20 protein-coding genes are annotated in these 22,943 nt (G+C 71.3%); 16 read left to right on the top strand and 4 right to left on the bottom strand.

Going from position 1 to position 22,943, the window contains the following annotated elements; genetic code table 11:
• Positions 1 to 22 precede the first annotated feature (22 nt).
• Together MTF69_RS24360 and MTF69_RS24355 are read right to left on the bottom strand one after the other, a co-directional pair.
• A complete protein-coding gene (locus MTF69_RS24360; protein ID WP_243337697.1) occupies positions 23 to 1,009 on the bottom strand; it encodes an LLM class flavin-dependent oxidoreductase in 987 nt (328 codons plus the stop codon).
• Positions 1,010 to 1,072: 63 nt separating this feature from the next.
• Positions 1,073 to 2,545: a cytosine permease gene (locus MTF69_RS24355; protein WP_243337694.1), complete on the bottom strand. Its 1,473-nt coding sequence runs from the start codon at positions 2,543 to 2,545 to the stop codon at positions 1,073 to 1,075.
• A 324-nt stretch (positions 2,546 to 2,869) separates the two neighbouring features.
• Here MTF69_RS24355 and ftsY point away from each other — a divergent pair, with 324 nt between their 5' ends.
• On the top strand, positions 2,870 to 4,090 hold the full coding sequence (gene ftsY / locus MTF69_RS24350) for a signal recognition particle-docking protein FtsY (protein ID WP_243337692.1): 1,221 nt from the start codon (positions 2,870 to 2,872) through the stop codon (positions 4,088 to 4,090).
• A gap of 84 nt (positions 4,091 to 4,174) precedes the next feature.
• On the opposite strand, the gene MTF69_RS24345 is transcribed toward ftsY, so the two are convergent.
• On the bottom strand, positions 4,175 to 4,846 hold the full coding sequence (locus tag MTF69_RS24345; protein ID WP_243337690.1) for a bifunctional DNA primase/polymerase: 672 nt from the start codon (positions 4,844 to 4,846) through the stop codon (positions 4,175 to 4,177).
• A 387-nt stretch (positions 4,847 to 5,233) separates the two neighbouring features.
• On the opposite strand from MTF69_RS24345, the gene MTF69_RS24340 reads away from it, so the two are divergent.
• The 6 genes from MTF69_RS24340 to ftsH all read left to right on the top strand — a co-directional run bounded on the left by MTF69_RS24340 (position 5,234) and on the right by ftsH (position 15,169).
• Positions 5,234 to 6,742 (top strand): hypothetical protein, encoded by a 1,509-nt coding sequence (locus tag MTF69_RS24340; RefSeq protein WP_308401446.1) that lies wholly within the window; start codon positions 5,234 to 5,236, stop codon positions 6,740 to 6,742.
• A gap of 393 nt (positions 6,743 to 7,135) precedes the next feature.
• Positions 7,136 to 8,482 carry an ammonium transporter gene (locus MTF69_RS24335; protein WP_243337687.1) on the top strand — a complete coding sequence of 449 codons (1,347 nt, stop codon included), beginning with the start codon at positions 7,136 to 7,138 and terminating at the stop codon, positions 8,480 to 8,482.
• Positions 8,479 to 8,817 carry a P-II family nitrogen regulator gene (locus MTF69_RS24330; RefSeq protein WP_112451060.1) on the top strand — a complete coding sequence of 113 codons (339 nt, stop codon included), beginning with the start codon at positions 8,479 to 8,481 and terminating at the stop codon, positions 8,815 to 8,817. The genes MTF69_RS24335 and MTF69_RS24330 overlap by 4 nt, the downstream gene beginning before the upstream one ends.
• Positions 8,818 to 8,834: 17 nt before the next feature.
• Positions 8,835 to 11,258, top strand: a complete 2,424-nt coding sequence (locus tag MTF69_RS24325) for a [protein-PII] uridylyltransferase (RefSeq protein ID WP_243337685.1) — start codon at positions 8,835 to 8,837, stop codon at positions 11,256 to 11,258.
• A 286-nt stretch (positions 11,259 to 11,544) separates the two neighbouring features.
• Positions 11,545 to 13,119, top strand: a complete 1,575-nt coding sequence (gene ffh, locus MTF69_RS24320) for a signal recognition particle protein (RefSeq protein ID WP_243337683.1) — start codon at positions 11,545 to 11,547, stop codon at positions 13,117 to 13,119.
• Between the two features lie 220 nt (positions 13,120 to 13,339).
• Positions 13,340 to 15,169 (top strand): ATP-dependent zinc metalloprotease FtsH, encoded by a 1,830-nt coding sequence (ftsH, locus tag MTF69_RS24315; RefSeq protein ID WP_243337841.1) that lies wholly within the window; start codon positions 13,340 to 13,342, stop codon positions 15,167 to 15,169.
• A gap of 49 nt (positions 15,170 to 15,218) precedes the next feature.
• Here ftsH and MTF69_RS24310 read toward each other — a convergent pair whose 3' ends face one another.
• Positions 15,219 to 15,896 carry a methyltransferase type 11 gene (locus MTF69_RS24310; protein ID WP_243337681.1) on the bottom strand — a complete coding sequence of 226 codons (678 nt, stop codon included), beginning with the start codon at positions 15,894 to 15,896 and terminating at the stop codon, positions 15,219 to 15,221.
• 142 nt (positions 15,897 to 16,038) lie between these two features.
• Here MTF69_RS24310 and proS point away from each other — a divergent pair, with 142 nt between their 5' ends.
• From proS to lepB (MTF69_RS24265), 9 genes are all read left to right on the top strand, one after another.
• Complete coding sequence (proS, locus tag MTF69_RS24305) at positions 16,039 to 17,451, top strand: proline--tRNA ligase (RefSeq protein WP_243337680.1); 1,413 nt, start codon at positions 16,039 to 16,041, stop codon at positions 17,449 to 17,451.
• 213 nt (positions 17,452 to 17,664) lie between these two features.
• Positions 17,665 to 18,261: a hypothetical protein gene (locus MTF69_RS24300; protein WP_243337678.1), complete on the top strand. Its 597-nt coding sequence runs from the start codon at positions 17,665 to 17,667 to the stop codon at positions 18,259 to 18,261.
• A gap of 203 nt (positions 18,262 to 18,464) precedes the next feature.
• Positions 18,465 to 18,908, top strand: a complete 444-nt coding sequence (gene rpsP / locus MTF69_RS24295; RefSeq protein WP_243337676.1) for a 30S ribosomal protein S16 — start codon at positions 18,465 to 18,467, stop codon at positions 18,906 to 18,908.
• Between the two features lie 2 nt (positions 18,909 to 18,910).
• On the top strand, positions 18,911 to 19,150 hold the full coding sequence (locus tag MTF69_RS24290; protein WP_030011889.1) for an RNA-binding protein: 240 nt from the start codon (positions 18,911 to 18,913) through the stop codon (positions 19,148 to 19,150).
• A 164-nt stretch (positions 19,151 to 19,314) separates the two neighbouring features.
• A complete protein-coding gene (rimM, locus tag MTF69_RS24285; protein WP_243337675.1) occupies positions 19,315 to 19,896 on the top strand; it encodes a ribosome maturation factor RimM in 582 nt (193 codons plus the stop codon).
• The gene (gene trmD, locus MTF69_RS24280) at positions 19,896 to 20,717 is read left to right on the top strand and encodes a tRNA (guanosine(37)-N1)-methyltransferase TrmD (RefSeq protein WP_243337673.1); all 822 of its coding nucleotides are present in this window, start codon (positions 19,896 to 19,898) and stop codon (positions 20,715 to 20,717) included. The genes rimM and trmD overlap by 1 nt, the downstream gene beginning before the upstream one ends.
• 134 nt (positions 20,718 to 20,851) lie before the next feature.
• Entirely contained in the window at positions 20,852 to 21,202 is a 351-nt protein-coding gene (gene rplS / locus MTF69_RS24275) for a 50S ribosomal protein L19 (RefSeq protein WP_243337670.1), read from the top strand.
• A 44-nt stretch (positions 21,203 to 21,246) separates the two neighbouring features.
• A complete protein-coding gene (lepB, locus tag MTF69_RS24270) occupies positions 21,247 to 22,023 on the top strand; it encodes a signal peptidase I (RefSeq protein ID WP_243337668.1) in 777 nt (258 codons plus the stop codon).
• The gene (gene lepB / locus MTF69_RS24265) at positions 22,016 to 22,897 is read left to right on the top strand and encodes a signal peptidase I (protein ID WP_374323676.1); all 882 of its coding nucleotides are present in this window, start codon (positions 22,016 to 22,018) and stop codon (positions 22,895 to 22,897) included. The genes lepB (MTF69_RS24270) and lepB (MTF69_RS24265) overlap by 8 nt, the downstream gene beginning before the upstream one ends.
• Positions 22,898 to 22,943: the final 46 nt, after the last annotated feature.

Below are 22,943 nucleotides of genomic sequence, written 5' to 3'. Positions count from 1 at the left end.
TCACAGCAGGTACTGCCCCGTCTCAGTCCTTGAGGCGGGGCAGTACCTGCTCGCACAGGAGTTGCAGGCTCCGCCATCCCTCGTCGATGGGCATCCCGCCGCACAGCGGGTGCAGCACCAGGTTCCCCGCCTCGCCGGCGCCGCGGGCGTACGCGACCGCCTCGTCCGGGGTGAGGATGCGGTACACGCCCTCGGCGCGCAGCTCCGCCACCGTGTGCGCGCCCGACCGTACGGCGCTGCGGATGTCCTTGGACTGCCAGGACGCGTACATCCCGGCCTCGTGCAGGAACCGCTCGCCGTACTGGTCCCACGCCCGGTCCGGGTCCTCCGCGATGTGCAGCAGTGGGGTCTCGGCCGCCGGCATCATGCAGAAGCCCTCCGTGCCGTACTCCGCGAGCTGCGCGTGGTAGTACGCCTCCAGCTCGGGCAGGTGCGCGCTCGGGAAGAACGGCAGTCCCAGGCGGGCCGCCCGGCGGGCCGCCGCCTGGGAGCTGCCGCCGACCAGGAGCAGCGGGTGCGGCTGGGTGAAGGGCCGCGGGGTGACCCGTACGGTACGGCCGCGGAACTCGAACGGCTCGCCGGTCCACGCCTTCAGCAGGGTCTCCAGCAGCTCGTCCTGGAGCTTGCCGCGCCGGCCCCACTCCACGCCGTGCTGTTCGTACTCCTCGGGCCGGTAGCCGATGCCGGCCACCGTGACGAGGCGGCCGCCGCTGAGCAGGTCGAGTACGGCGATGTCCTCGGCGACCTTCAGGGGGTCGTACAGCGGGCCGATGATCGCCGAGACGGTGACCGCGATCCGGCGGGTGGCGCCGAAGACCGCGCCCGCGAAGGCGAAGGGGGAGGGCAGCCAGTTGTTGTCGGTGCCGTGGTGCTCTTCGGTCTGGATGGTGTCGATCCCGCGGTCGTCCGCGTACTTCGCCATCTCCAGTGCGGCCTTGTAGCGGGCGGAGAGGGTTTCCGGGGTGCCGTTCGGGTCGATGAGGTTGAACCGGGCCACGGTGATGGGCATGGAGAAGTCCCCCTTCGCCGGAGGTGGGTGGGCGGGCGAAGGGGGACGTTAGCTGACGTGGCGTCAGTTGGACAGGGATCCGGCGGGGACCCGCTCCTGCGCGGCGGCCGCCGCGGCCTCCGGGGCCACCGGAACGGCCTCCGGGGCATTCGGAGCCGCCGGGGTGCGCGGCAGGACCGCGTACAGCGCGGCCGAGGTGACGATGCCCGCCGCCCAGCCCAGGCCGTTCTGCCCGATCCAGGTGCTGGCGAGCGGGCCGCTGAACCAGTCGACCTTCGTGAACAGCAGGCCCACCACCAGGGCCAGGCCCCAGGCGGTCATGGCCTGCCAGGCGAAACCGCCCCGGTACCAGTAGGCGCTGCTCCGCGTGGTGTCCAGCAGCGCGGCCCCGTCGTAGGAGGTGCGGCGCAGCATGTCCACGCCGAAGACGCCGATCCAGGCGGAGAAGGCCACGGCCAGCAAGGTCAGGAAGGAGATGAACGAGCCGAAGAAGCTGGTCGCGACCACCATCAGCAGGAAGCCGAAGACCAGGCTGATGACGGCGTTGACGCTGACCGCCGCCGCGCGCGGGACCTTGATGCCGAGGGTCTGGGCGGTGAAGCCCGCCGAGTACATGGACATCGAGTTGATGAGGAGCATGCCGACGAGCGCGATCAGCAGGTACGGGACCGCGATCCAGGTCGGCAGCAGTTCGCCGATGAAGGACACCGGGTCCTGCGCGGTGGCCAGGTCGGGAGTGGCGACGGCCATCACCGCGCCCATGAGCACCATCGGGATCACGACGACGGCCGCGCCGCCGATGGTCGCGCCGACCATGCCCTTGGCGGAGGCGGTACGGGGCAGGTAGCGGGTGAAGTCCGGGCCCGAGGGGACCCAGCTGATGCCGCCGGCCGCGATGGTGCCGATGCCCGCGATCATCATCGCGGTGGAGCCGGCGGGCTTGGCGAAGACGGCCGACCAGTCGGTCTCGGCGATCAGGTAGCCCAGCACGAGCACGCTGAAGGCGCCGAAGAAGTACGTGGACCACTTGGAGCAGACGCGCAGCGCGTTGATGCCGAGGCCGGAGACCAGGAAGGTGCAGCCGACGAAGAAGAGCAGGGTGACGACGATCAGCGCGGTGTTCTTCTTGATGCCGAAGACCAGGTCGAGGACGGTCAGGACGGCGTAGGCGCCGCTGACCGCGTTGATGGTCTCCCAGCCCCAGCGGGCGACCCAGATCAGGGCTCCGGGGAAGAGGTTGCCGCGCTGGCCGAAGACGGCCCGGGAGAGCGCCATGCCGGGGGCGCCGCCGCGCTTGCCCGCGATGGATATGAGTCCGACGATCCCGTAGGAGACGACGGGCGCGGCGATCGCGACGACGAGCACCTGCCAGATGTTCAGCTTGTTGAAGATGACGAGACCGGCGCCCATGGTCAGCAGCAGCACGCTGATGTTGGCGGCGACCCAGGTCGGGACGAGCTCGCGGACCCGGCCGCGGCGCTCGGAGTCCGGGACGGGCTCCAGGCCGCGCGACTCGACGGCGGTCTCGGCAGACATAGGTGTACTCCGTGGGGGAGGTGGGGGCGTGATGGGGGTTGCTCATCATCGTAGATTTGCCGCAAAAACCACAAATAGAGGCTTACTGCCCTGTGTGATACCCCAGGAGTCATGGGTTGTCGCGGTCCACGGCATGGGCCGCGACAACCCATGGGCGCTCAGCGCCGACCGCGCCCGTATCCGATACTGGGCCCGTTGTGACTCCGCCCCGAAGGGCTTCTCGCCGACACGCGGCCGAGCGACGGACCAGCCCGGCCCGCGGGGTGCAAAGCCCCGCCTGGAGAACGAGGTGCCGTCGGCCAGGTCACGCATACTGGACAGGTTATGGAAATCCTCATCCTTGCCGTAGTCATCGCCCTGGTCGCGGTCGGTGCGATCAGCGGGCTCGTGGTCAGCAGCCGCAAGAAGAAGCAGCTGCCCCCCACGGCCCCGCCCAGCACGCCGACCATCACTGCCCCGCCCGCCGAACCGCAGGTGGGGGAGGACGCCGCACCGACGGCGGAAGAGCCGCGCCGCACGATCGAAGAGGTCGTGCTGCCCGAGGCCGAGGCCGAGGCCCCGGTCGCGGAGCCCGAAGCCCCCGTCGCCGAGGTTCCGGCCGCGCCCGAGATCGAGGTGCCCGAGCCCACCGCCGGCCGCCTGGTCCGGCTGCGCGCCCGCCTCGCCCGGTCGCAGAACACGCTCGGCAAGGGGCTGCTCACGCTGCTCTCCCGCGAGCACCTCGACGAGGACACCTGGGAGGAGATCGAGGAGACCCTCCTCATCGCCGACGTGGGTGTCGCGCCGACCCAGGAGCTGGTGGACCGGCTCCGCGAGCGGGTCAAGGTGCTCGGCACCCGCACCCCCGCCGATCTGCGCGCCCTGCTGAAGGAGGAGCTGGTCGCGCTCCTCGGCACCGACTTCGACCGCGCGGTGAAGACCGAGAGCGGCGTGGACACCCCCGCCGTCGTGATGGTCGTCGGCGTGAACGGCACCGGCAAGACCACCACCACCGGCAAGCTCGCCCGGGTGCTCGTCGCCGACGGCCGCAGCGTCGTGCTCGGCGCGGCGGACACCTTCCGCGCCGCCGCCGCCGACCAGCTCCAGACCTGGGGCGAGCGGGTCGGGGCGCGCACCGTACGCGGCCCCGAGGGCGGCGACCCGGCCTCGATCGCCTACGACGCGGTCAAGGAGGGCATCGCCGAGGGCGCCGACGTGGTGCTCATCGACACGGCGGGCCGGCTGCACACCAAGACCGGTCTGATGGACGAGCTCGGCAAGGTCAAGCGCGTCGTGGAGAAGCACGGCCCGCTCGACGAGATCCTGCTGGTCCTGGACGCCACCACCGGGCAGAACGGCCTGACCCAGGCGCGTGTCTTCGCGGAGGTCGTGGACATCACCGGCATCGTGCTGACCAAGCTCGACGGCACCGCCAAGGGCGGCATCGTCATCGCGGTGCAGCGCGAGCTCGGCGTCCCGGTCAAGCTCATCGGCCTCGGTGAGGGCGCGGACGACCTGGCGCCCTTCGAGCCGGAGGCCTTCGTCGACGCCCTGATCGGCGACTGAACGCTCCCACGCTCCCGACGCTCTTACGCCGGCCAGTGCCCCCGAGGTCCCCAGGACCCGGGGGCACTGCCATGCCCCTAGTGCCTAGGACCGGCGCAGCCGGTGGCAGAGGTAGGCGAGGGTGCCCAGCAGGAGGCGGGCCTGCGGGGGATCCCCGGCCGAGTCCAGAGCCGGCGGGCGCATCCAGCTCACGGGGCCGAGGCCCGCGAAGTCCGAGGGCGGGGCGGTGACGTAGGACCCCTGGCCCAGCGCGCGCAGATCGAGACCGGCGTCGTCCCAGCCCATCCGGTACAGCAGCTGCGGCAGCCCGGCGGCCGCCCCCGGGGCGACGAAGAACTGGGCCCGACCGTCCGGGGTCGCGGTCACCGGGCCGAGCGGCAGGCCCATCCGCTCCAGCCGGACCAGCGCCCGCCGCCCGGCCTCCTCGGCGACCTCGATGACGTCGAAGGAGCGGCCGACGGGGAGCAGCACGGCGGCTCCCGGGTACCCGCTCCAGGTCTCGGTGACCTCGTCGAGGGTGGCGCCGGCCGGGACCGTCGGAGCGAGGCCCAGCGGATGCGCCCCCGGCGCACCACAACTCGTATGACCGCAGGAGCAGTCGCGTGCGGGCCCCGCGGCCCGGGCGCCGGGGATCACGTCCCAGCCCCAGAGTCCGGTGTACTCCGCCACCGTCGTGCACTCCGACGTCCGGCCGCGGCGCCGAGCGCCGGAACGGAACTCCTTGGTGCCGCGGCTGCCGCCGATCGTGAAGCCCATGCCCATGCCCCCTCCAACGGGTCGGACGTGCCGGTGGTTACGACATCGGCTGGTGACGACGTCGGCTGGTTACGGCGCTGGGCGCCCGGATGCCCGGCGCACTCCTCGCCGCGCGCGCCCCGGCGCACTCCTGTCCAACCGATCGGTCCCGCCTTCGTGTCAAGTGAATCGCGCCTGGCGGGTGGCGAGTTCATTCGAAGGGGTGGCGAATGGTGGCGTTTCCGGGATCGACCTCGCCGAAGGGGTGATCGTAGGATTACTTTCGGTGCATGAAGCGCGGAGGGAGACGTGTTCGCGGGTATGCCGGAGGCAAGGCGTGAAGGACCTGTGAAGACCGTTTCCCGACTGGGTTTCGTGTTGAAGAGGCTGACGGATGGGGGCGTTCCAGTGAGCGGCAACGGCGCAAGCGGAACGAGTGCGGAGTCCGACGTGTCGCAGGACGCCACCGTCCGCAACGAACAGCTGACGTCCTGGTTCGTCCGCAGCGGCTGGTCCAAGGGCGAGCTCGCCCGCCAGGTCAACCGCCGCGCCCGCCAGATGGGCGCCCACCACATCAGCACCGACACCTCGCGGGTCCGCCGCTGGCTCGACGGCGAACAGCCCCGCGAGCCCGTCCCGCGGATCCTGTCCGAGCTGTTCTCCGAGCGCTTCGGCTCCGTCGTCGCCATCGAGCACCTCGGCCTGCGCACCGCCCACCAGACCCCCTCCGTCTCCGGCGTCGACCTGCCCTGGGCCGGAGCGCAGACCATCGAGCTGCTCGGCGAGTTCTCCCGCAGCGACCTGATGCTGGCCCGCCGCGGCTTCCTCGGGACCTCGCTCGCCCTGTCCGCCGGCCCCGCCCTCATCGAGCCCATGCAGCGCTGGCTCGTACCGGTTCCGGCCGCCGACCCGGGACCCCGGGAGGCGGGGCCGGCGGGCGCCCTGAGCGGCCACCGGCCGCCCCGGCTCTCCGAACCCGAGGTGGACCTCCTCGAAGCCACCACCGTGATGTTCCGCCAGTGGGACGCCCAGTGCGGCGGCGGACTGCGCCGCAAGGCCGTCGTGGGCCAGCTCCACGAGGTCACCGACCTGCTCCAGGAGAACCACCCGGCGCCGGTCATGAAGCGGCTCTTCAAGGTCGCCGCCGAACTCGCCGAACTCGCCGGCTGGATGAGCTACGACATCGGCCTGCACCCCACCGCGCAGAAGTACTTCGTCCTCGCGCTGCACGCCGCCAAGGAGGGCGGGGACAAGCCCCTGGGCTCGTACATCCTCTCCAGCATGAGCCGCCAGATGATCCACCTGGGCCGCCCCGAGGACGCCCTGGAGCTCATCCACCTGGCCCAGTACGGCAGCCGCGACTGCGCGGGGCCCCGTACCCAGGCCATGCTGTATGCGATGGAGGCCCGCGCCTACGCCAACATGGGCCAGCCCAGCCGCTGCAAGCGGGCCGTGCGGATGGCCGAGGACACCTTCTCCGACGTCGGCTTCGACTCCGAGCCCGAGCCCGACTGGATCCGCTTCTTCTCCGAGGCCGAGCTCAACGGCGAGAACTCCCACTCCTACCGGGACCTGGCCTACGTGGCGGGCCGCAGCCCCATGTACGCCTCCCTCGCCGAGCCGGTCATGGAGCGCGCCGTCGAGCTCTTCGAGAAGGACGAGGAGCACCAGCGCTCCTACGCCCTCAACCTCATCGGCATGGCCACCGTGCACCTGCTCCAGCGCGAGCCCGAGCAGGCCACGGTCCTCGTCGGCCGCGCCCTCGACGTGGCGGGAAAGGTGCGGTCCGAACGGGTGAACACCCGGCTGCGCAAGACCGTCGACGCCGCCGCGCGTGAGTACGGCGACGTCGCCGACGTGGTGCGGCTGACCGACCACCTCGCCTCCCGCCTCCCCGAGGCAGCGGAGGCCGTCTGACGGCCACCCGGCCGATCCCAAGGCCCCCGGCCGCGGCAGTCACCCCGTGAAGCCCGATCAGGCTCCCCCAGCCAGGTTCCCCGGGTCATCGCCGCGGCCGGGTTTCTGTTTTTTGCGCCTGAACCGGCGCCGCTCTCGCGGAGGTGGTTGCTCGCCGTCGTGGTTGCTCAATTGATGGTTGCCGTGTTCATCGGGCTGTAACAGCCCGGACGCCTTCGTCATCGGGGCGAAACACCTGGCGGCGCCGCCGGAAACCGGCCTGCGCGAATCTCAGGGCCAATAACCGGCCAGCCCCCCGGGCCGGAACACCCCTCAGGCCTGATTCACGAACCAGCGCCGCTCAGGTTTTCACGATCGCCCGCACGCGAACGTACCGACGACGAGGAGACGCCGATGGCATCAGCCATCACGACCCTCGCGGCAGACGCCCCCACGCTGTCTTCCGCGAACACCGGGTTCATGCTCATCTGCTCCGCCCTGGTCATGCTGATGACCCCGGGACTCGCCTTCTTCTACGGAGGCATGGTCCGCGTCAAGAGCAGCCTCAACATGCTGATGATGAGCTTCATCAGCCTCGGGATCGTCACGATCCTCTGGGTCCTCTACGGATTCAGCCTCGCCTTCGGCGCCGACTCCGGCTCGCTCATCGGCTGGACCTCCGACTACGTGGGACTCAGCGGCATCGGCATCACCGAGCTGTGGGACGGTTACACCATCCCGGTCTACGTCTTCGCCGTCTTCCAGCTGATGTTCGCGATCATCACCCCGGCGCTGATAAGCGGTGCGCTGGCCGACCGCGTCAAGTTCAGCGCGTGGGCCCTCTTCATCACCCTCTGGGTCACCATCGTCTACTTCCCCGTCGCCCACTGGGTGTGGGGCGCCGGCGGCTGGCTCTTCGAGCTCGGGGTCATCGACTTCGCCGGCGGTACCGCCGTCCACATCAACGCGGGCGCCGCGGCCCTCGGCGTGATCCTGGTCATCGGCAAGCGCGTCGGGTTCAAGAAGGACCCGATGCGCCCGCACAGCCTCCCGCTCGTGATGCTCGGCGCCGGCCTGCTGTGGTTCGGCTGGTTCGGCTTCAACGCGGGCTCCTGGCTCGGCAACGACGACGGCGTCGGCGCGGTCATGTTCGTCAACACGCAGGTCGCCACCGCCGCCGCCATGCTCGCCTGGCTCGGGTACGAGAAGCTGCGCCACGGCTCCTTCACCACCCTGGGCGCCGCCTCCGGCGCGGTCGCGGGCCTCGTCGCCATCACCCCCTCCGGCGGCGCCGTCTCCCCGCTCGGCGCGATCGCCATCGGCGTCATCGCCGGTGTCGTGTGCGCCATGGCCGTCGGCCTGAAGTACAAGTTCGGCTACGACGACTCCCTCGACGTCATCGGAGTCCACCTCGTCGGCGGTGTCCTCGGCTCCCTCCTCGTCGGCCTCTTCGCCACCGGCGGGGTCCAGTCCGACGTGGCGGGCCTCTTCTACGGCGGCGGCCTGGAGCAGCTCGGCAAGCAGGCGATCGGAGTCTTCGCCGTCCTCGCCTACTCTCTCGTGGCATCCGCGGTACTCGCCTTCCTGCTCGACAAGACGATCGGGATGCGGGTCACCGAGGACGACGAGGTCTCCGGCATCGACCAGGTCGAGCACGCCGAGACCGCCTACGACTTCAGCGGAGCCGGCGGCGGCTCCTCCTCCCGGAGCACCGCCGCCCCCGCCCCCGTTGCCGCCGCGAGCAAGAAGGTTGACGCATGAAGCTCATCACCGCGATCGTGAAGCCGCACCGGCTGGACGAGATCAAGGAAGCCCTGCACCGCTTCGGAGTCCAGGGACTCACCGTCTCCGAGGCCAGCGGCTACGGCCGCCAGCGCGGACACACCGAGGTCTACCGGGGCGCCGAGTACACGGTGGACCTCGTACCGAAGATCCGCATAGAGGTGCTCGTCGAGGACGGCGACGCGGAAGACGTGATGCGGATCGTCGTCGACGCCGCCCAGACCGGCAAGATCGGCGACGGCAAGGTGTGGAGCATCCCCGTGGACTCGGTCATCCGGGTCCGCACCGGCGAACGTGGCGCTGACGCGCTTTAGGTGATGGGAACCCCTGGGTGACGAGCGTCGAAGAGACAACGGACAGCACGCCCGACTCGGGACCCAGCGGGTACGCCGCGGCCCGGCTGCGACTCCTCCAGGAGGAGTCGCGGTCCGGGCCTTCCCGGCGTTCCGCCCTGGCGGCCCTGACCGACGACTGGCTGAAGGCGCTGTTCGCCACCGCCGTACGGGAGACGGGCGTGCGGGGCGCCGCGCTCGTGGCCGTCGGCGGCTACGGCCGCGCCGAACTCTCCCCCCGCAGCGACCTGGACCTGGTCCTGCTCCACGACGGCAAAGCCGAACCGCGGGCGCTGGCCGCCCTGGCCGACCGGCTCTGGTACCCCGTCTGGGACCTCGGCCTCGCCCTCGACCACTCGGTGCGCACCCCCGGCGAAGCCCGCAAAACAGCCGCCGAAGACCTCAAGGTGCACCTCGGACTGCTCGACGCCCGGCCCGTCGCGGGCGACGCCGGGCTCCTCGCGGGACTGCGCACCTCCGTCCTGGCGGACTGGCGCAACCACGCCGCGAAGCGGCTGCCGCAGCTGCACTCCCTGTGCCGCGAGCGGGCCGAGCGGGCCGGTGAGCTCCGCTTCCTGCTGGAACCCGACCTCAAGGAGGCCCGCGGGGGACTGCGCGACGTCACCGCGCTGCGGGCCGTCGCCGCGTCCTGGCTGGCCGACGCCCCGCGCGAGGGCCTCGCCGAAGCCCGGCGCCGGCTGCTCGACGCCCGGGACGCGCTGCACCTGGTGACCGGCCGCGCCACCGAGCGGCTCTCCCTCCAGGAACAGACCCCGGTTGCGGCGCAGCTCGGTCTGCTCGACGCCGACGCCCTGCTCAGGGAGGTGTACGAGGCCGCGCGGGTGGTCTCGTACGCCGGTGACGTGACCTGGCGCGAGGTCGGGCGCGTGCTCCGGGCGCGGTCCGCCCGGCCCCGGCTGCGCGGTCTGCTCGGCACCCGCAGCCCCGTACCGGAGCGGGCGCCGCTCGCCGAAGGCGTCGTCGAGTCCGACGGCGAGGCCGTACTGGCCCTGGCCGCGCGGCCCGACCGGGACCACGTGCTGCCCCTGCGCTTCGGCGCGGCCGCCGCCCAGGCCGGACTGCCCGTCTCGCTGCACGCCGTACGCAGGCTCGCGGCGCAGGCGAAGCCGCTGCCGGTGCCCTGGCCGGCCGAGGCCCGCGAGCAGCTGCTGACCCTGCTGGGCGCGGGGGAGCCGACGGTGGCCGTGTGGGAGGCGCTGGAGGCCGAGGGGATCATCACGAAGCTGCTGCCCGACTGGGAGCGGGTGCGGTGCCGGCCGCAGCGCAACCCGGTGCACACCTGGACCGTGGACCGCCACCTGGTGGAGACGGCCGTACGGGCCTCCGAGCTGACCCGCCGGGTGGGCCGCCCCGACCTCCTCCTGATGGCGGCGCTGCTGCACGACATCGGCAAGGGCTGGCCCGGCGACCACTCGGTGGCCGGCGAGACGATCGCGCGCGACATGGCGCTGCGAGTGGGCTTCGACGCGGAGGACGTCGCCGTCCTGGGCGTGCTCGTACGCCACCACCTGCTGCTGATCGACACCGCCACGCGGCGGGACCTGGACGACCCGGCGACGGTCAAGGCGGTCGCCGAGGCGGTCGGTTCGCCCGGCACGCTGGAGATCCTGCACGCCCTGACGGAGGCCGACGCGCTGGCCACCGGCCCGGCGGCGTGGAGCGCGTGGCGCGGCTCGCTCGTGGCCGACCTGGTCGCCCGGGTCGCCGCAGTGCTGCGCGGGGCCGCCCCGGCCGTGACGGAGCTGGAGATCCCGACCACGGAGCAGGAGCGCCTGGCGGTGGAGGCGCTGCGCACCGGAGAGCCGGTCCTGGCCCTGCACGCCCGGCAGGAGGAGGACGCGGTCGGCGTGGAACTGGTGGTGGCCGTTCCCGACCAGCCGGGAGTACTGCCCGCGGTGGCCGGCGTACTGGCCCTGCACCGGCTCACCGTGCGGGCGGCCGACCTGCGCTCGATGGAGCTCCCGGACCGGCTGGGCGAGGTACTGGTGCTGCGCTGGCGGGTGGCGGCGGAGTACGGCTCCCTGCCGGAGGCAGCGCGGCTGCGCACCGATCTGGTGCGGGCCCTGGACGGCTCGCTGGACGTCCCGTCGAAGCTGGCGGACCGCGAGGCGGCGTACCCGCGCCGGCGCGGGGTGGTCCCGCCGCCGCCCCGGGTCACGGTGGTGCCCGAGGTCTCCTCCCTCGCCACGGTCCTGGAGGTGCGGGCGCCGGACGCGGTCGGGCTGCTGCACCGGATCGGGCGCGCGCTGGAGTCCTCCGGGGTCAGGGTCCGCAGCGCGCACGTCTCCACGCTGGGCGCGAACGCGGTGGACACGGTGTACGTGGTCGACGCGGACGGCAAACCCCTGACTGCGTCCGCGGCGACGGTCCTGGCCGACTCGGTCCAGGCGGCCCTGGCGTAGGGGGCCCTGCGGGGGCTGTCCCCTACCCGCCCCTCGCCCGTTCCCCGGGCTCCGCCCGGACCCGGTCCTCAAACGCCGGACGGGCTGAAATGGCGCTACGCGCCATCCAGCCCCCGCCGGGGAAATTCCAGCCTCGCCGGCGTTTGAGGCGCGGGGTCTGGGGCGGAGCCCCAGGGAACGGGCGAAGGGCGGGTAGGGGATTGCCGCCCGCAGGGCCAGGGGGGTGGCGCGGCCCGATACCCTGGGGACGACCACACGCCCCCTGACCCGAGGAATCGCGACCACCGTGTTCGATACGCTTTCCGACCGCCTCAGCGCGACCTTCAAGTCCCTCCGGGGCAAAGGCCGCCTCTCCGAGCAGGACATCGACGCTGCGGCGCGGGAAATCCGTATCGCCCTCCTCGAGGCCGACGTCGCCCTCCCCGTCGTCCGCTCCTTCATCGCGAACGTCAAGGAGCGCGCCCGCGGCGAAGAGGTCTCCAAGGCCCTGAACCCGGGTCAGCAGGTCCTCAAGATCGTCAACGACGAGCTGGTCTCCATCCTCGGCGGCGAGACCCGGCGGCTGCGCTTCGCCAAGACCGCGCCCACCGTGATCATGCTCGCCGGCCTCCAGGGTGCCGGTAAGACCACCCTCGCCGGAAAGCTCGGCCTGTGGCTGAAGGGGCAGGGCCACACCCCGCTCCTCGTCGCCTGCGACCTCCAGCGCCCCAACGCCGTCAACCAGCTCTCGGTCGTGGCCGAGCGGGCCGGCGTGGCCGTCTACGCGCCCGCGCCGGGCAACGGCGTCGGCGACCCGGTCCAGGTCGCCAAGGACTCCATCGAGTACGCGCGCACCAAGCAGTACGACGTCGTGATCGTCGACACCGCCGGCCGCCTCGGCATCGACCAGGAGCTGATGCAGCAGGCCGCGGACATCCGCGACGCCGTCAGCCCGGACGAGATCCTCTTCGTCGTCGACGCCATGATCGGCCAGGACGCGGTCAACACCGCCGAGGCCTTCCGCGACGGCGTCGGCTTCGACGGCGTCGTGCTCTCCAAGCTCGACGGCGACGCGCGAGGCGGTGCCGCGCTCTCCATCGCGCACGTCACCGGCAAGCAGATCATCTTCGCCTCGAACGGCGAGAAGCTCGACGAGTTCGACGCCTTCCACCCGGACCGCATGGCGGGCCGGATCCTCGACATGGGTGACATGCTCACCCTGATCGAGCAGGCCGAGAAGACCTTCAGCCAGGCCGAAGCCGAGAAGATGGCGGCCAAGCTGCAGAAGGGCCCCAAGGAGTTCACGCTCGACGACTTCCTGGCCCAGATGGAGCAGGTCCGCAAGATGGGCTCCATCTCCAAGCTGCTCGGCATGCTCCCCGGCATGGGGCAGATCAAGGACCAGATCAACAACATCGACGAGCGCGACGTGGACCGCACCGCCGCGATCATCAAGTCGATGACCCCGGCCGAGCGCCAGGACCCGCACCTCATCAACGGCTCGCGCCGCGCCCGCATCGCCAAGGGCTCCGGCACCGAGGTCAGCGCCGTCAAGTCGCTGGTCGAGCGGTTCTTCGAGGCCCGCAAGATGATGTCCCGCATGGCCCAGGGCGGCGGCATGCCGGGCATGCCCGGCATCCCCGGGATGGGCGGCGGCCCCGGCCGGCAGAAGAAGCAGGTCAAGCAGGCCAAGGGCAAGCGCAAGAGCGGCAACCCGATGAAGCGCAAGGAAGAAGAGGCCGCGGCCGCGGCGCGCCGCGAGGCGGGTCCGGAGGCGATCGAGCCCGCCGCCGGAGGCAATCCGTTCGGCCTGCCCACGGGGGGCGCCCAGCCGGGTCAGGACTTCGACCTGCCGGACGAGTTCAAGAAGTTCATGAAGTAGCAGTACGGAGCCACGCGAGCCCCGGCCGGACCACTCCGGCCGGGGCTTCGCCGTGTGGCCCGCCGCCAGGGGCGACGGCCCGGTTTGTCGCTTATGGTCGGCCGGGAGGACGGCAGAAGGAGGCCACGTGCCCAGCCCCACCCCCGTACCGCCCCGCGACCGGGCCGACACGCCCTGGCGCTCCGAAGGCGCACCCCCCGCCCCGCCGCCGAAGAAGCGGATGCCCGGAGGCTGGCGCGGCCTGATCCTCACCGCCCTGATCGTCTACCTGATCACCAACCTGGTGCTGTCCTTCTTCAACGAGGGCGACGAGCCGACCATCTCGTACACCGAGTTCAGCAAGCAGGTCGCGAACGGCAACGTCTCGAAGATCTACGCCAAGGGCGACGCCATCCAGGGCGAGCTGAAGACCGAACAGCCCAAGCCGGACGGGGACGAGGGCGACTACAAGAAGTTCGTCTCCCAGCGCCCCGCCTTCGCCGACGACGACCTGTGGGCCAACCTCACCAAGCAGAACGTCGTCGTCACGGCCTCCCCGGTCGTCGAACAGCGCAGCTTCCTGGCCAATCTGCTGATCTCCCTGGCCCCGATGCTGCTGCTGGTCCTCCTGTGGGTGATCATCGCCCGCCGGATGGGATCGGCGATGGGCGGCGGCATGGGCGGGCTCGGGCGCAAGACGCCGCCCAAGCCGGTCGAGCTGGAGGGCGCCAAGCGCACGACCTTCGAGGACGTGGCCGGCATCGACGAGGTCGAGGGCGAGCTCAACGACGTCGTGGACTTCCTCAAGAACCCGGACGAGTACCGCAAGATGGGCGCCCGCATGCCCGGCGGCGTCCTGCTCGCCGGCCCGCCCGGCACCGGCAAGACCCTGCTCGCCCGCGCCCTCGCGGGCGAGGCCGGGGTGCCGTTCTTCTCGGCCTCGGCCTCCGAGTTCATCGAGATGATCGTCGGCGTCGGCGCGTCCCGGGTACGGGAACTCTTCTCCGAGGCGCGCAAGGTGGCCCCCGCCATCGTCTTCATCGACGAGATCGACACCATCGGGCGGGTGCGCGGCGGCGGCGCGGCCATGGGCGGCCACGACGAGCGCGAGCAGACCCTGAACCAGATCCTCACCGAGATGGACGGCTTCTCCGGCTCCGAAGGCGTGGTCGTCCTCGCCGCGACCAACCGGGCCGACGTCCTGGACCCGGCGCTGACCCGGCCGGGCCGCTTCGACCGCACCGTCGTGGTCTCCCCGCCAGACAAGAGCGGCCGGGAAGCCATCCTGCGCATCCACACCCGGGACATCCCGCTCGCCGACGGCGTGGACCTCGCGCAAGTGGCCCGTACGACGCCGGGCATGACCGGAGCCGAGTTGGCCAACCTCGCCAACGAGGCGGCCCTGCTCGCCGTGAAGCGCCAGCAGCAGGAGGTCACCCAGTCGGACCTCTCCGACGCGCTGGAAAAGGTCCAGCTCGGCGCGGAACGGCCGCTGGTCATGTCGGACGAGGACCGCCGCCGCACCGCGTACCACGAGGGCGGGCACGCCCTGCTGGGCATGCTCCAGCCGGGCGCCGACCCGGTCCGCAAGATCACGATCGTGCCGCGCGGGCGGGCGCTCGGCGTCACCCTCTCCACCCCGGACGCGGACCGGTACGCCTACACCGAGGAGTATCTGCGCGGCCGCATCATCGGGGCCCTCGGCGGCATGGCCGCCGAGCACGTGGTCTACGACGTCATCACCACGGGCGCGGAGAACGACCTGGAGCAGGTCACCAACATCGTCCGGGGCATGGTCGGCCGCTGGGGCATGAGCGAGCGCATCGGCCGGCTCACCGCCATCCCCTCGGACGGACAGAGCCCCTACGGCCTCTCCGCGGCCCCCGCCACCCTCGACGCGGTGGACCACGAGATGCGCCGGATCGTCGACGAGTGCTACGAGAAGGCCTGCCTCCTGCTGCGCGAGAACCGCGACAAGCTGGACGCCCTCGCGGAGGCCCTGATGGCCAACGAAACGCTGGACGAAGCGGCCGCCTACGCCGCCGCGGGCATCACCCGGCTCCACAAGTGAGCGCCGTGCGGGGCCGGTCGGCGGCCCCGCACGGCGACGGTCACGCCGGTTACGCCGTACGGGCGATGACGTACCGGAAGATGTTCGGCAGCCAGACGGCCCCGTCACCCCGCTCGTACGGGTGAAGCGCCTCCGCGAGTTCCTTCTCCACCTGCACCGGGTCCGAGCACTCGTACAGCCCGGTCGACAGCAGCCCGCGCACCGCGCTGTCCACGTCGGCGTACCCGAACGGGCAGAACACCCGCCCCGACCCGTCCGGTACCAGCCCGGCCGCGGCCGCCATCGCGTCCAGGTCCCGCGCCGCCGGCCCGCCGCCCAGGACGGAGGGCACCGTGCACCGCTCCGCCGGACCCCAGTCGGCCAGCACCACCGCGCCGCCGGGCCTGCGCAGCGCCGGCAGGGCCGCGGCCAGGGCGCCCGGGGTGGGCGAGAAGGCCAGCAGGACGTCGTAGGGCACCGCGGGCGCGGGCGGGGCCGCGAGCACCTCCAGGAGGCGCTCCCGGGCCAGTGTCCGGCGTGCCGGATCCGTCTCCACACCCGTGGCCAGGGCTCCCCGGCCCGAGGCCAGCAGAAGGGCCAGCCCGGCCCCGCAGTCGAGGCCCAGCAGCCGGTCGCCCGGCCCGACCTCCAGCCGGTCGTAGACCGCCTCGTACAGCGGTACCAGCATCCGTTCCTGGATCTCCGCCCAGTCCCGCGCGACCAGCGTCGCCGTCGGCGTCGGTGTCATCGAAAGAGCGCTCCTGATTCCGTGTCGCCCCCATGCCCCCGTTGCCAGAGAACTCCCGATTCGCCCGCGCGTCCAGAGGAGCGCGCCACCCGATTCGCACCCGATTCACGTTCGCCGCTCCGGGCGCCGTACCATTCGCGCCATGGCAAAGGCACCCGTTCTCACCCCTCAGGCGGAGGATTTCCCCCGCTGGTACCAGGATCTGATCAACAAGGCCGAGCTGGCCGACAACGGTCCGGTACGCGGCACCATGGTCATCCGACCGTACGGCTACGGGCTGTGGGAGCGGATGCAGCAGGAGATGGACGCGCGCATCAAGGACGCGGGCGCCCAGAACGCGTACTTCCCGCTGTTCATCCCGCAGTCCTACCTGACGCGGGAAGCGGAGCACGTCGAGGGCTTCGCCCCCGAGCTCGCGGTCGTCACGCACGGCGGCGGCAAGGAGCTCGACGAGCCGGTCGTCGTCCGCCCCACCTCCGAGACGATCGTCAACGAGTACTTCTCCAAGTGGGTCCAGAGCTACCGCGACCTGCCCCTGCTGATCAACCAGTGGGCGAACGTGGTCCGCTGGGAGATGCGCCCGCGCGTGTTCCTCCGTACGAGCGAGTTCCTCTGGCAGGAGGGCCACACGGCCCACGTCACGTACGAGGACGCCCGCGACTACGCCGCCCGCATCCACACGGACGTGTACGGCGACTTCATGACCAACGTGCTCGGCATCGACGTCGTGCTCGGCCGCAAGACCGCCAAGGAGCGCTTCGCCGGCGCCATCAACACCCTCACCCTCGAGGGCATGATGGGCGACGGCAAGGCCCTGCAGCTCGGCACCAGCCACGAGCTCGGCACCAACTTCGCCAAGGCCTTCAACACGCAGTACCTGTCGAAGGAGGGCAAGCAGGAGCTCGTCTGGCAGACCTCGTGGGGCGTCTCCACCCGCATGGTCGGCGGCCTGATCATGTCGCACGGCGACGACAACGGCCTGCGGGTCCCGCCGCGCCTCGCGCACGTCCAGGTCGTCGTCATGGCGATCAAGGGCGACGAGGCCGTCGGAGCGGTCCGCGAGCTGGGCGCCCAGCTCAAGGCCGCGGGCCTGCGGGTGTTCGTCGACGACCGCGTCGACACCCCCTTCGGCCGCCGCGCCGTGGACTGGGAGCTCAAGGGCGTACCGGTCCGCGTCGAGATCGGCCCCCGCGACCTGGAGGCCGGCACCGCGATGCTGGCCCGCCGGATCCCGGGCGGCAAGGAGGCCGTGCAGATCTCCGACCTCGCCGCCCTGCTGCCCAAGGTGCTGGAGGAGGACCAGGAACAGCTGCTGCGCGAGTCCCGCGAGCGCCGCATCTCCCGTACGTCCGACGTCTCGACCATCGAGGAGGCCGCCGAGGCCGCCATCGCCGGTGGCTGGGCGCGGATCCCGTGGGCCGACCTCGGCCCCGAGGGCGAGGCGAAGCTCGCCGAGCAGGCCGTCTCCGTACGCTGCCTGATCGCCGAGGACGGATCGGTGCCGCAGGCGGACGACGCCCCCGGCAACCTCGCGATCGTCGCGCGCTCGTACTAGCCGGTCCGGCTGACGGCTCTCACGCCCCGGCGTGCGGCACCCGCCGCACGCCGGGGCAGTGTCAGCCGGTAGCCCTCACTACGTACCGACTCATCCTGAGATATGCGCACCCGTCCTCGTCGGGACGCATGAGACTGAACTGACTGGTACGTGCAAAAAATTTGGAATGGCCCGGAATCGGAACACCGGGGCACCCCGGCTCGTTGTCACGACGTGAGCACGACACCACCTGTTCTCGCCGCAGAGCTGGCGCAGGCGTGGGCCGATATTCAGCGGTACCACCCCGAGCTGCCTGACCTTGCCGCGCCCGAGTCCCTGATCGGAGAGTCCTCGTCCGCCTGCGGCGCCGAACTCTCCTTCGAGCGACTGCTGCACGAGGCAGTCCACGGCATCGCCGCAGCCCGCGGAGTGCGTGACACTTCGCGCGCCGGCCGCTACCACAACCGCAGGTTCCTCGCGATCGCCGAGGAGATGGGGCTGGACCACACCGACGAGCCGCACGCGAGCAGCGGCTTCTCCCTGGTCTCGCTCAATCCCGAGGCGAAGAAGCGCTACCGCCCCACCATGGAGCGCCTCCAGCGCGCACTGAAGGCCCACACGGTCGCCACGGCCGCCGACACCAAGCGCAGCTTCCGCGGTCCGGCCGCCCGGCACGGGTCCTCCGGCGGCGGCGTACGCGTCAAGGCGGTCTGCGACTGCGGGCGCAACGTGCGCGTGGTCCCGTCCGTGCTGGCCCAGGCCCCGATCGTGTGCGGAGGCTGCATGAAGCCCTTCCGCATCCCGGAAGTGGCCATCGCGGTGGCCTCCTGACCCGGCGGGTGGCCACGGCCCATGCGGGCGCGACCTCCCGGCCGAGCGCGCCGCGGGCGTGTGGCACAATGGACAGCTGTACTCGACAGTCGCATAGGACCCCTCTCTCCTCCGGCTGACGCGTCCATCGGGCACCCGAGTACCGCAACCCCACGTGGCATCTCATGTGCCCAACCACGTCAAGTTCAGGAGACACCACTCCAGTGGCAGTCAAGATCAAGCTCAAGCGCCTCGGCAAGATTCGCCAGCCGCACTACCGCATCGTCGTCGCCGACGCCCGTACCCGTCGGGACGGTCGCGCGATCGAAGAGATCGGTATCTACCACCCGACGTACAACCCGTCGCGCATCGAGGTCAACGCCGAGCGTGCGCAGTACTGGCTGTCGGTCGGCGCCCAGCCCACCGAGGCTGTGCTCGCCATCCTGAAGCTCACCGGTGACTGGCAGGCGCACAAGGGCCTCCCGGCCCCCGCGCCGCTGCTGCAGCCGGCGACGAAGGAGAACAAGCGTCGCTCCTTCGACGAGTTCGCCAAGGCCCTCGAGGGCATCGGCGAGGGCAAGGGCGAAGCCATTACCCAGAAGGCGAAGAAGGCCGACAAGAAGGCGGACGAGGCTGAGGCCGAGACCGCCGAGTCGACCGAGGCCTGAGCATGCTCGAGGAGGCTCTTGAGCACCTCGTGAAGGGCATCGTGGACAACCCCGACGAAGTGCAGGTCGCCTCGCGCAACCTGCGCCGCGGGCAGGTGCTGGAGGTTCGGGTCCACCCCGACGACCTCGGCAAGGTGATCGGTCGCAACGGCCGCACCGCACGTGCTCTGCGTACCGTCGTGGGCGCCATCGGCGGCCGGGGGATCCGCGTCGACCTCGTCGACGTGGACCAGGTCCGCTGAGAAGTTGAATTGCCGGCTCGGGCCGGGGAGGGCGTTGGTTGCCCCCCCGGCCCGAGTCGTTTTTACCCACGGGTGAGAGCAACCATTAATTGAGCAACCACGACGGAGAGGTACCACCTCCGCGAGAGCGGCGGCGGTTTAGCCGCAAAAAGGGGAGAAAAGCAGTGGAGCTGGTAGTCGCGCGGATCGGCCGCGCCCACGGGATCAAGGGTGAGGTCACCGTCGAGGTGCGGACCGACGAGCCCGAGCTGCGGCTCGGGCCCGGCGCCGTGCTCCGGACCGACCCGGCGTCGGCGGGACCCCTGACGGTCGAGACGGGCCGGGTGCACAGCGGCAGGCTGATGCTGCGCTTCGCCGGGGTCAAGGACCGCACCGGCGCCGAGGCGCTGCGCAACATCCTGCTCATCGCCGACGTGGACCCGGCGGAGCTGCCGGCCGAGGACGACGAGTACTACGACCACCAGCTGATGGACCTCGACGTGGTCCTCGAGGACGGCACCGCGATCGGCCGGATCACCGAGATCTCCCACCTGCCCTCGCAGGACCTGTTCATCGTCGAGCGGCCGGACGGCACCGAGGTGATGATCCCCTTCGTCGAGGAGATCGTCGCCGAGATCGACCTCGAAGAGCAGCGCTGCGTCATCACCCCGCCGCCCGGTCTCATCGACGAGCGCGAGGCGATCGTCGTCTCCACCCGGGACGAGGAGTCGGACGCGGACGGGGACGCGGACGGGGAAGACGCCTGATGCGTCTCGACGTCGTCACGATCTTCCCCGAGTACCTGGAACCGCTCAACGTCTCCCTGGTCGGGAAGGCGCGGGCGCGCGGCCAGCTCGACGTACACGTCCACGACCTGCGGGACTGGACGTACGACCGGCACAACACGGTGGACGACACCCCGTACGGCGGCGGTCCCGGCATGGTCATGAAGACCGAGCCCTGGGGCGAGGCCCTGGACGCGGCGCTGGCCGACGGCTACGAGGCGGGCGCGCACGGACCCGTCATCGTCGTCCCCACCCCCAGCGGCCGGCCCTTCACCCAGGAACTGGCCGTCGAGCTCTCCGAACGCCCCTGGCTGATCTTCACGCCGGCCCGGTACGAGGGCATCGACCGCCGGGTCATGGACGAGTACGCCACGCGCCTCCCGGTCTACGAGGTGTCCATCGGCGACTACGTCCTGGCCGGCGGCGAGGCGGCCGTCCTGGTCGTCACCGAGGCCGTGGCCCGGCTGCTGCCCGGGGTGCTCGGCAACGCCGAATCGCACCGCGACGACTCCTTCGCCCCCGGGGACATGGCCAACCTGCTGGAGGGGCCCGTCTACACCAAGCCTCCCCAGTGGCGCGGCCACGGGATCCCGGACGTGCTGGTCAGCGGCCACCACGGCAAGATCGCCCGGTGGCGCCGCGACGAGGCCTTCCGCCGCACGGCGGCCAACCGCCCGGACCTGATCGAGCGCTGCGAGGCCTCCGCCTTCGACAAGAAGGACCGCGAGCTGCTGAGCATCCTCGGCTGGAAGCCGTCTCCCGACGGCCGATTTTGGCGCAGGCCCCCGACCGTGGAAGAATAGGCGGCTGCTGTGTGCTCGCGTACGCCCCTGCCACAGGGGGACCGTCGTCCGCCGAGTCCCGCAGCTCCCGAATTCTCTCCGGAAACCCCGCATCGGCGACCTGTGGCGTCATGCGAAGAAAGCAGACGAATCACATGTCTCACCTGCTCGATGGCGTCAACGCCGCCACCCTGCGCTCGGACCTCCCGGCCTTCCGCCCGGGTGACACCGTCAACGTGCACGTCCGCGTGATCGAGGGCAACCGCTCCCGTATCCAGCAGTTCAAGGGTGTCGTCATCCGCCGCCAGGGCTCGGGCGTCTCCGAGACCTTCACGGTCCGCAAGGTCTCCTTCAGCGTCGGCGTGGAGCGTACCTTCCCGGTCCACTCCCCGATCTTCGAGAAGATCGAGCTCGTCACCCGCGGTGACGTGCGTCGCGCCAAGCTGTACTTCCTCCGTGAGCTCCGCGGCAAGGCCGCGAAGATCAAGGAGAAGCGCGACCGCTGATCTGCTCCCGGAGTTCAGGGGAAGGCCGGATAGGCTCGCCCCCGATGGACACCGAAGCACCTCACACGCAGCGCGGCCACTCTTCCCCCGACGAGGGGGAGGAGAGGTCGCGTTTCGTGTTTTCCGGAGCGGAGGCCGCGCCGGGCCCCGGTTCCGGTCCCGGTTCCGGCCCCGCGACGGCCGGCTGGCTGACCTGGCGGCGCGCCGGGCTGCTCGGCGTGGCCTGCACCGTCTTCCTGCTGCTGTTCAGCAATTTCGTGGTCCAGCCCTTCCTGATCCCGAGCCGCTCGATGGAGCCCACGCTCGCCGTCGGGGACCGGGTGCTGGTCAACAAGCTGGCGTACCGTTTCGGCGGCCGGCCGGAGCGCGGGGACGTCGTGGTCTTCGACGGCACGGGCTCCTTCGTACGGGAGGACGCGGACGGCAATCCGATCGGCGACGCCCTGCACGGGGCGGCCTCGGCGCTGGGGCTGGCCGATCCCGCGGACTCCGATTTCGTGAAGCGGGTCGTGGGCGTCGGCGGCGACGACGTGGTGTGCGACGAGAACGGCCGGATCAAGGTCAACGGGGTGCTGCTGGACGAGCCGTACCTCTTCCCCGGCGACTCGGGGTCAAGAGTGCCGTTCCGCGTCGTCGTGCCCCTCGGGACCTTGTGGGTCATGGGTGATCATCGTTCCCAGTCCCGGGACTCCCGGGACCACCTCGGAGAGCCGGGCGGGGGGATGGTGCCGGTGGAGAAGGTGATCGGGCGGGCCGACTGGATCGGCTGGCCGGTGTCGCGCTGGGGTGACGCGGGCTCCGTGGGCGGTGGCCGTGGGTAGCCGCGGGCGACCGCGGGGCGACCGGCACGGATACGAAGACGGTGGCGCCGACCCGGAGCCCGAGCCGGAGCCGGACGGGGCGGCCGAGCCCCCGGAGCCGGGCGGCCGGGCCGAACGGCGTCGCCTCGCCCGCCGGGTCCGGCGCAGACGGCGGACCCGCCGGGTGGGGGAGCTGCCCCTGCTCGTGGTGGTCGCGCTGTGCATCGCCCTGATCCTCAAGACCTTCCTCGTCCAGGCCTTCTTCATCCCGTCTGGCTCCATGGAGCAGACGATCCGGATCGGCGACCGGGTCCTGGTGGACAAGCTGACCCCGTGGTTCGGCTCCGAGGTCGAGCGCGGGGACGTGGTCGTGTTCAAGGACCCGGGAGGCTGGCTGAGCGCGGACAACGTCCAGACCACCGAGGACCCGGTGGGGATCAAGCAGATCAAGCAGACCCTCACCTTCATCGGCCTGCTGCCCTCGGCGAACGAACAGGACCTGATCAAGCGGGTCATCGGCGTCGGCGGGGACAGCGTGAAGTGCTGCGACGCCCGGGGCCGGGTCAGCGTCAACGGGTCGCCGCTCGACGAGCCGTACGTGAACCCGGGCAACGTGCCCTCGGAGATCCGCTTCGAGGTGCAGGTGCCCGCCGGACGGATCTTCGTCATGGGCGACCACCGGGCGAACTCCGCCGACTCCCGCTACCACCTCGACGAGGCGTTCCACGGCACGATCGACGAGAAGGACGTGGTCGGCGAGGCCGTGGTGATCGCCTGGCCCTTCGGGCACTGGCACCGGCTGGAACAGCCCGCCACCTTCCGCATGGTTCCCGACCGGGCGCGCGGCGGTCGCCGCGCGCCCCGTGGGCGCCGGGGCGGCTCCTCGTTCGCATAGTGTGTCCTTGGTCTCCCGCGCCTTCGGGAACTCCCGCTCGTTAGGG

Origin of the sequence: Streptomyces sp. AP-93 (genome assembly GCF_022808175.1) — a bacterium.
Classification (GTDB): Bacteria; Actinomycetota; Actinomycetes; order Streptomycetales; family Streptomycetaceae; genus Streptomyces.
Note: the sequence above shows the minus strand (reverse complement) of the source record. Positions and strands in the feature narration are given on the sequence as shown.